The following is an 8302-nucleotide window of genomic DNA, read 5'->3' on the forward strand; positions in this document are numbered from 1 at the left end:
CTCCTCAATGTGATTCAGTATGTCACTCATATTTTCGTGTTAAAAAACTTCTCATGATGTTCTTTTATCACAAAATATACTATTTTGGAGATGTCTTTTACAAAAACCTTCTTTCATCATCCAGAAGAACTCAGAGCAGAGGTTGAAGAAGCGGGTTTACATTCTGAAAAGATTTTAGCGATTGAAGGGCCAGGCTGGTTATTACAAAACTTTCAGGAACACTGGAATGATGTAGGCCGCCGCGATCGCCTTTTAGAAGCGATTCGTTGGTTAGAAACCGAACCCTCTATATTGGGGATGAGCGCTCACATCATGGCTGTTGCCCGTAAATAGGCGCTAAAGTAGAGCGATCGCCACTAACTAAAAGCGCTTGTTGTTTTGCCAGTACTTGTTTGCGTAACAAGAGTAATTGTCTATCTTTAATGCCTTCTGCGATTAATCCCTCAACTGTTTTCATCAGATAATCAGCGCAGGAACCCAATTTTCCCGATGCGGTAGCAATGCTATTAATAGTAGTTGTTAATGGTATCTGATGAGCGTACCTGGGATGTTGGCGATTAGCAACAAAAGCGATCGCTGGGAATTCCTGCGTACCGTCAAATACCTTCACCCAACGAGCAATGTAGACACCAGCTAACATCTCTCGTCGCCAAATCAGCAGTAATTCAGATGAGACATCAGCAGCAACAATCCGATAAATAACGCCACGACAGCTACCACCCCGATCGAGTCCTAAGAGTAATCCCGGATTATCTGGAGTACCGCGACCAAGGATCATCCATGTACAGAAGCGCCGATGCCAACCATAAACGATCCCAGCACGGCGCTCGACGTATGTGATTAAGGGATTCCAAATCAGTGAACCGTAGGCAAATATCCAGATATCAGAATTTGGTGGCTGTTGTTGTAGTGTTGTATCAAGCGATCGCTGTAACTCATCTTCACTCAGGGTAGTTAACTTGATTCCAGAGTGTGATGCTTCTAATAGTCTCGTCTGTACGTTTCCGGCTTCGAGGTCGCTACGACTGAGTGACATAATGCAGATTATTTCTTTTTCTGTAAATCTTCACTAATTCACTCTAACTTTAAGATACTTTAATTATCAACGAACAGCTTTCAAGGTATTGTAAAGTAGCTTGTAGCGGTTAAACCCTGCTTCATACAAAGGATTTGCCTGCGGCTGTACTACATTACTATCCTGCGGTAAAATCTTGAGTGCAGTTTCTAAATTGGGGTAAACACCAATCCCCACCATTGCCAAAATAGCTGCTCCGTAAGCCGCTCCTTCTTCGGCTTTGAGAGCAATGAGTTTTGTTTGCAAAACATCTGCCAGAATTTGTAACCAGATGTGAGAACGTGCGCCTCCACCCGTTGCTAAGAGTTGATTGAGGGGAGCGATCGCACTAATTACCTCCAATGCTGACCGCAAGCTAAATGCAACTCCCTCCAGCACAGCACGAGTTATATCTGCTTGTGTATGAGCTAATGACAAATTCACGAAAGCACCACGAGTATCTGGATCGAGGTGGGGACTGCGTTCTCCTGCGAGGTGGGGTAGAAATAGAACACCACGCGCTCCGGGCTGCGATCGCTCTGCCATATCCATCAAATCGGTGTAGGATATATGCGGTGCAAATGTATCTCGATACCAACGTAGAGAACCACCTGCCGCCAGCGTCACTCCCAGCAGATGATAGCCACCATCTACATGACAGAACAAATGTATCCGACCTTCGGGATCGGGAATTGGGCGAGCGCACGGTGCAAAGATCACTCCTGATGTGCCAATACTCAAACTACCCCGGCTCAGGTTGCTGGATGAGATGCCCAAACCGATGGCTGCTGCGGCATTATCACCTCCACCTGCGACCACAGGTAATCCCACAGGTAATCCCACACGGGCGGCTATTTCTGATTTTAGCCGTCCAGCGATCGCAGTAGATTCGATGACTGGAGGGAACAACGCTGGATTGATATCCAGAGTATGGAGAATATCTGTATCCCATTGCCGATTCGCCAGATTTAAACAGCCGACACCAGAGGCATCAGATGGTTCCGTTACTGCTTCGCCTGTTAGCACATATCCCAGATAATCTTTGGGCAAAAGAATCTGCCACAACCGAGTGTATGCTTGTGGTTCTTCAGTCCGCAACCATAAAAGCTTCGGCAGTTGAAATCCTGTAATTGCCGGATTTCCAGTCCGCTTAATCAACTCCTGCCGGGGAATAGCGGCTTCAATCTCAACAACAGCTTTACCTGTGCGCTGGTCATTCCACAAAATTGCCGGTCTAATCGCTTTGCCTTGGGCGTCGAGAGGAACCATACCATGCATTTGTCCAGATAAACCGAGGGCAATCGGCTGATATCCGTTTAACTGTTGAGTAACATCGAAGAGAGCATCCAAATTGGCTTCGACCCAATCCGATGAGTTCTGTTCCGTCCAACCGGGTTGTGGAGTTAACAGAGGATAGCTTCTAGTTGACTGAGCGATAATTTGCCCTTGCAGATCAACTGCGATCGCTCGTACTCCTCCTGTACCCAAATCTAAGCCAATTACGATGTCAGTCAAGTCGCTTCGCTCCAATTAAAAATTAAAAATTATTAATTAAAAATTGAATAAACAAATCTGGCTCTTGCGTTGGTTTTATGGTATGGCATTAAACTGGTTAAATTTTGACTAATGTTTCTTTAGCTCCAAACTCATACAATCTGTGTAAATGGTTCGTAACTGCATCGACAAAATGTGATGACTGCGATAAATCGCCAAAAATCTCAGTTAGGTTAAGCAATGGTTTGGCATCAGAGCCGCTGGAATGAGCTAGTTGAGTCAGAGTACCTGCTATTGGGTCATCAATGGGAATGGTGTTACCTTGGTCATCCTGTCCGTTGAGGTAACGGAACCAAGCAGCAACCGTTAGGCTCATGTAGTCAATAGCTCCTCCTTGATGCAGCGCGTCACAGACTGAGCCGAGAACAAATTTTGGCATTTTGGCGGAGCTATTCAGGCAAAGACGCGGGAGTTGATCTCGAATCTTGGGATTGGCAAAGCGTTCAATTAAGGTCTTTTTGTAATTATCTAAATCAATCCCAGGTACAGGTTGGAGTGTAGGTGTAACTTCTGTCATCAAACGATCGACAGCTTGTCGAATCAATGGATCTGCCATGACTTCATGAACGTAGGTGTAACCTGCCAAGGAGCCGAGATAGCCTATTAACAAGTGACTGGCGTTGAGCAGCCGGATTTTCATCATCTCGTAGGGATGAACATCACTAGTCATCTGAACGCCAACTGATTCCCAATCAGGTCTACCTGCGCTGAAATTGTCTTCGACTACCCACTGAAGGAACGGTTCGGCAACGACTGGAAAGGCATCATCGATGTTAAACTGTTCAGCCACCATTTTGATATCTGCTGGGGTGGTGGCGGGGGTAATGCGATCGACCATGCAGTTAGGAAAGGCTACCTGTTCGGCAACCCAATGCCCCAATTCCGGGTTCTGCATTTTGGCAAATGCGGTTAACATTTTGCGGGCAATGTTGCCGTTACCTTGGAGATTGTCGCAGGACAATACGGTAAACGGTGCTATTCCTTGTTGACGGCGACGAACAAGGGCTGCTGTCAAAAAGCCATATACTCCAATTGGTTCATCAGGATGCTGCAAATCGTATTGGATTGTGGGGTGATTGGCATCAAATTCACCGCTACCTTCAATATAGTAGTAGCCTCCTTCGGTAATGGTGAGGGTGACGATGCGGCATTTGGGATCTGCTAAGGTGTCAATCACTGCTTGGCGGTTATCTGGGGCAAAGAGATATTTTGTAATTGCTCCAATCACACGAGCGCGATTCTCCTGGGGAGAGGCTGCGCCAACGCCTGCTGGTGACTTTTCAACTAAGGTATACAAACAATCTTGCAAATTAAGTGCATCCCGCATTCGTTTGTCGAATTCCAGTAGTCCAACCCCACAGATTCCCCATTCACTATTGGGATTTTGATGAAAGTAATTATCCAGGTATAAAGCCTGATGTGCTCGATGAAACCCACCCACACCGATATGGACAATACCGTTTGTGATTTGATGGCGATCGTAATTGGGTACGCGAACGTTATTGCCTAAATGAGACAGAGATGTTTCATTCAGCTTGATTGCTGATCCTGTGCTGATATTGTTTGACATAAAATGTTTGCATTAATGGGTTTAAGTTTTTTCTGACGCAGAGAAGAGTACAACATTTCATTAATTCGTAGCAAATTCTCTGCGTACCTTTGCGCGACGGCAGTCGCTACAACGGGGAACCCCCGCAACGCGCTGCCTCCCCTTTGCGTTTAAATTTCAACCCTCAATTCGCCACGATTTTACGCAAAGCTAGCAACATCTGTAGTTGTGCGTTGGCGTAACACATTTTCTTCCAGCACAACCCACCTAAGTTGAATATCAGGATTAGCTGACTTAAATTTCCGAGAAAGCCCTTGCATCATCACCATATCGCCATTATTAACTGTGGCGATCGTTAGTTTAGTTTTCTCTGCGGCTTGGGAGCGCGGTGAGTAAGCATATAGCAGATGCACCAGCATTACTCCAGCGAGAAATGCTGCTAGTACTTTAGCGAAGCGGCGGATACGCATCGCATAACTCCTTTAAAGTAAAAAACCGAACCGAAATAAATTTTTGATTTTATGCTCTAATTTTGGGCAAAAGCTCAATAATATAAATCATACCAATCTGATTTCCATCACGGCCATTTGCAACAATTCTTTAATAAGAGGTTGAAACTATGACAGCAAAAGCAACTTATCAGTTTGCAGGTAAGACGATCCTAATTACTGGCGGTGCAGGAGATATTGGCAAGGCAACTGCACACCGTTTTGCTGCTAATGGGGCAGGAATAGCCCTGCTAGATTTGAATGAACCGAAGATGGCAGATGTGGCTGAGGAACTAAAAGAGTACAACGTTCCAGTTGGCACGTTTTGCTGTGATGTTACAGCTAGTGATAATGTTGCTAAAGCTTTTACTGGCGCTGTAAAACAGTTTGGGCGGATCGACTATGTATTTAATAATGCAGGTTATCAAGGAGTGTTTGCCAAGACTGAGGAATATCCTGAAGACGATTTTCAAAAGGTGATCGACATTAACGTTGTCGGCGTTTTCCACATTCTCAAGGCAGCTGCACAGCAATTACGCGATGCAGGTGGAGGCGCGATCGTGAACATGGCGAGTTATGCAGGCGTGGTTGGGCCGCCAAATATGTTGGCTTATGCCGCTTCTAAGTTTGCTGTCATTGGTATTACTCAAACGGCAGCGAAAGACTTGGCTGCTTACGGCATTCGGGTAAATGCGCTCTCGCCTGCGTTGATCGGCCCTGGTTTTATGTGGACGCGGCAAACCGAATTGCAAGCAGCAGTAGGATCGCAATACTTTGATGCCGATCCCAAGGTAGTTGAGCAACAGATGATCAATTCCGTGCCAATGCGGCGTTTGGGGAGTTTGTCAGAGGTGGCGAATGGGGTAGCGTTTTTGATGAGCGAAGAGGCAAGCTACATTACTGGCTTTAACTTGGAGGTTACTGGGGGATAATAGAAATTTAAAAATAATTGAGCAAAGATTATTTCTTTGGGCATATAGTCTAAACAATGTAATCATACCTTTGACAGATACATAGCTTTTGCAGGTAGTATATGGGACAATCTTTTTTGGAGCGGCGCGATCGCAAATTAGACTTGGCTGCTCATGCTGCTTGGCTCTATTACATCGCCGGCAATACGCAAGAAGAAATTGCTGCCAAGCTCAATGTGTCCCGGCAAGCTGCACAACGCTTAGTGGCACTGGCAGTCAGTGAAAAATTGATTAAATTTCGACTCGATCATCCCCTGAGTGAATGCATTGCTCTAGCTGAGTCGTTACGCGATCGCTTTGCTCTGTCACTTTGTGAAGTAGTACCAACTGACGCAGGCAGTGGTGATACACTATACGGAATTGGTGTATGTGCTGCCACCCACCTAGAGGCTTACCTGATGGCTAAAACCCCAACCATACTAGCGTTGTCATCAGGTCGCACATTGCGAACAATGGTGGAGCAGATACCCTCAATGAGCCAACCCCAACATAAGATTGTGTCAATTATTGGCAATATGTCCCATTCTGGGCGTGCAGGTCGCCACGAAGTAGTCATGCATTTATCCGATCGCGTCGGTTCCCAAGCTTACCCAGTGCCGACTCCCGTTGTCGCAACTAGCATTGAAGAACGAGAACTCTTGCAGACTCAGCGATCATTTATCGCCGTCAAAACTCTTGCAGAGCAAGCCAAAGTAACCTTTGTCGGAATTAGTCACATTGCCTGGAATGCTCCGTTACATCAAGACGGCTTCATCAATGACGATGAGGTAGCTGAATTGATTGAACTGGGAGCAGTAGGAGAAATTGCAGGTTGGGCTTATAGCGATCGTGGAGTATTGCTGCAAGAGGGGACAAATAGTCGGGTTGCCAGTGTAGCACTCGAACAACCGGCTCATCGACTGATTATTGGTGTAGCAGGCGGTGTGAAAAAGGTAGAGGCGATTTTGGCTGCTCTGCATGGCAAGTTAATTACAGGATTGATTACCGATGAAGCTGCGGTCCAAGCGATTCTTTCTAAGATTTAGTAAATACTAAGTGAGATAATTATGCTAAATGTTGAATGGTGAATTTATCTTTGATTTGTGAAAACCAAAAGTAACTGAAAGCTTTCCATATATAGGTTTCTTTCTTAGTATACTTAGGGTTTGCTGAAAAAGTCTTTTCGTGAGGGCTAAGAGGCAGGAGGCAGGAGGCAGGAGGCAGGAGGGGAGTTACAAACTACCCCTAAATCTCTTTCTTCCGAAAAAGTGATTGATTTTTTGTGATATCAAGTCTTTTTCCTTGCACCTTATTCACCTTTTATCCCACTCAAGGCATTGATTTATCAAGGTTTTATGTTTATTCAGCAAGCCCTACTTAGCAAGATTCAAGTAAGAGCTAACTTTCTCAGTCGAATAATTGCTGTAAGCTGTAAAAATTCACATCTGAGTAGGCACTCACAATTAAATCTGCGCTTGATAAATTCTGCTTATTATGTTTCAATCCAGCAAAGCCAACGCATTTCATACCTGCTTTTTTAGCAGCTTTTATCCCATTTTCTGAGTCTTCAATAACAACGCATTTATTAGGATTAACATTCATCCTTTCAGATGCTAATAAAAAGATATCTGGTTCAGGTTTACCTCATTCAACATCTTGACCAGATATTTTCACACTGAATTTATTTTGCATATTAAAGCACTCTAAAACTGTGTTAACTCTGATTCTAGAAGCTGAAGATACCAGAGCTAAAGGCACTCCAAAATCAAAAAGTTCATCAATCAGTTCTTTAACTCCCTCAATAGGTGCAAGATTGCAGTTATTTTTTAACTCTTCAACAAAATCTGATGTTGCTCTCAATACATACTCTTCTATTGATAGAGATAAATTAAATTCTCTGCTGAGATATGTCCAGAATGTCCGACCATCAGAACCCCTAAATTTGTCTAGGATATTTTCTGTTAACTCAAAGCCAATTTCCCTACAAAACTTGATTAGAAAAATATCACTTAGCGGTTCACTATCCAGCAAAGTACCATCCATATCAAATAATACAGCATCCATAGTTTTGAATATTCATCACTTATTTGCAATTGAGTTAAAGATTTTATACTACCTGTATAAAAAAGGGCACGCTTAACAGGCGTGCCCTTTAGCTTTAGTGTTCTTGTCCCGTTGGTCGGATGAGGATTTCGTTGACATTAACGCGCGGCGGTTGCGTAAGAGCGTAAACGATCGCAGCAGCAATATCTTCGCTTTGCAGAGGTTGAATTGAATTGCGTCGTTCTTGAATCCGTTGTTTGGCCACGGGATCGGTAATTTGGTTGTCAATTTCTGTATCCACCAAACCAGGTTCAATAATGGTGACGCGGATGTTGTCTTTGTGGACTTCTTGGCGCAATGCTTCCGAGAGGGCATTAACACCCCATTTGGTAGCATTGTAAACACCAATGCCCGCCCGCGCTGTCCGGCCGGCCACTGAGGAGATATTAACTATATGCCCCGATTTTTGTGCTTTCAACAAAGGCAAAACGGCATGAGTAGCATATAGGAGTCCTAATACGTTGAGGTCAAACGATCGCCGCCAGTCTGAGCTATTTCCCGCTTCAATAGACATCTCCAAAATAGTATATTTTGTGATAAAAGAACATCATGAGAAGTTTTTTAACACGAAAATATGAGTGACATACTGAATCACATTGAGGAG

The 8302-nt window shown here is 44.4% G+C and carries 8 protein-coding genes and 1 pseudogene; 3 read left to right on the forward strand and 6 right to left on the reverse strand.

Features of this window, described 5'->3' with window-relative positions; all coding sequences use genetic code 11:
• The first annotated feature begins 90 nt into the window (after nt 1-90).
• Entirely contained in the window at nt 91-333 is a 243-nt protein-coding gene (locus tag HWQ40_RS17030) for a hypothetical protein (protein ID WP_292779782.1), read from the forward strand.
• Here the strand turns inward: HWQ40_RS17030 and HWQ40_RS17035 are convergent.
• The 4 genes from HWQ40_RS17035 to HWQ40_RS17050 all read right to left on the reverse strand — a co-directional run bounded on the left by HWQ40_RS17035 (nt 311) and on the right by HWQ40_RS17050 (nt 4627).
• Nucleotides 311-1036, reverse strand: coding sequence for a gamma-glutamylcyclotransferase (locus HWQ40_RS17035; RefSeq protein ID WP_292779784.1), 726 nt, complete (start codon nt 1034-1036; stop codon nt 311-313). The genes HWQ40_RS17030 and HWQ40_RS17035 overlap by 23 nt on opposite strands.
• 66 nt (nt 1037-1102) lie before the next feature.
• Nucleotides 1103-2569, reverse strand: a complete 1467-nt coding sequence (gene xylB / locus HWQ40_RS17040; RefSeq protein WP_292779785.1) for a xylulokinase — start codon at nt 2567-2569, stop codon at nt 1103-1105.
• Between the two features lie 97 nt (nt 2570-2666).
• Nucleotides 2667-4178, reverse strand: coding sequence for a mannitol dehydrogenase family protein (locus HWQ40_RS17045; RefSeq protein ID WP_292779787.1), 1512 nt, complete (start codon nt 4176-4178; stop codon nt 2667-2669).
• A 179-nt stretch (nt 4179-4357) separates the two neighbouring features.
• On the reverse strand, nt 4358-4627 hold the full coding sequence (locus HWQ40_RS17050; protein WP_292779788.1) for a hypothetical protein: 270 nt from the start codon (nt 4625-4627) through the stop codon (nt 4358-4360).
• Nucleotides 4628-4776: 149 nt separating this feature from the next.
• Between HWQ40_RS17050 and HWQ40_RS17055 the strand changes: the two genes are divergently transcribed.
• Both HWQ40_RS17055 and HWQ40_RS17060 read left to right on the forward strand, forming a co-directional pair.
• Nucleotides 4777-5577, forward strand: coding sequence for an SDR family NAD(P)-dependent oxidoreductase (locus HWQ40_RS17055; RefSeq protein ID WP_292779790.1), 801 nt, complete (start codon nt 4777-4779; stop codon nt 5575-5577).
• Nucleotides 5578-5678: 101 nt separating this feature from the next.
• Entirely contained in the window at nt 5679-6641 is a 963-nt protein-coding gene (locus HWQ40_RS17060) for a sugar-binding transcriptional regulator (protein ID WP_292779792.1), read from the forward strand.
• A 361-nt stretch (nt 6642-7002) separates the two neighbouring features.
• Here the strand turns inward: HWQ40_RS17060 and HWQ40_RS17065 are convergent.
• Together HWQ40_RS17065 and HWQ40_RS17070 are read right to left on the reverse strand one after the other, a co-directional pair.
• A pseudogene (locus HWQ40_RS17065) lies at nt 7003-7659 on the reverse strand (HAD family phosphatase).
• A gap of 94 nt (nt 7660-7753) precedes the next feature.
• Nucleotides 7754-8212, reverse strand: a complete 459-nt coding sequence (locus HWQ40_RS17070) for an SDR family NAD(P)-dependent oxidoreductase (RefSeq protein WP_292779794.1) — start codon at nt 8210-8212, stop codon at nt 7754-7756.
• Nucleotides 8213-8302: the final 90 nt, after the last annotated feature.

The sequence above is a fragment of the Nostoc sp. NMS9 genome, from assembly GCF_017114995.1.
GTDB lineage: Bacteria > Cyanobacteriota > Cyanobacteriia > Cyanobacteriales > Nostocaceae > Nostoc.

Coding starts and splice junctions, on each gene's coding strand:
- HWQ40_RS17055 (WP_292779790.1), top strand. CDS start 4,777: ATGACAGCAAAAGCAACTTATCAGTTTGCAGGTAAGACGATCCTAATT.
- HWQ40_RS17045 (WP_292779787.1), bottom strand. CDS start 4,178: ATGTCAAACAATATCAGCACAGGATCAGCAATCAAGCTGAATGAAACA.
- HWQ40_RS17030 (WP_292779782.1), top strand. CDS start 91: ATGTCTTTTACAAAAACCTTCTTTCATCATCCAGAAGAACTCAGAGCA.
- HWQ40_RS17070 (WP_292779794.1), bottom strand. CDS start 8,212: ATGTCTATTGAAGCGGGAAATAGCTCAGACTGGCGGCGATCGTTTGAC.
- HWQ40_RS17050 (WP_292779788.1), bottom strand. CDS start 4,627: ATGCGTATCCGCCGCTTCGCTAAAGTACTAGCAGCATTTCTCGCTGGA.
- HWQ40_RS17035 (WP_292779784.1), bottom strand. CDS start 1,036: ATGTCACTCAGTCGTAGCGACCTCGAAGCCGGAAACGTACAGACGAGA.
- HWQ40_RS17060 (WP_292779792.1), top strand. CDS start 5,679: ATGGGACAATCTTTTTTGGAGCGGCGCGATCGCAAATTAGACTTGGCT.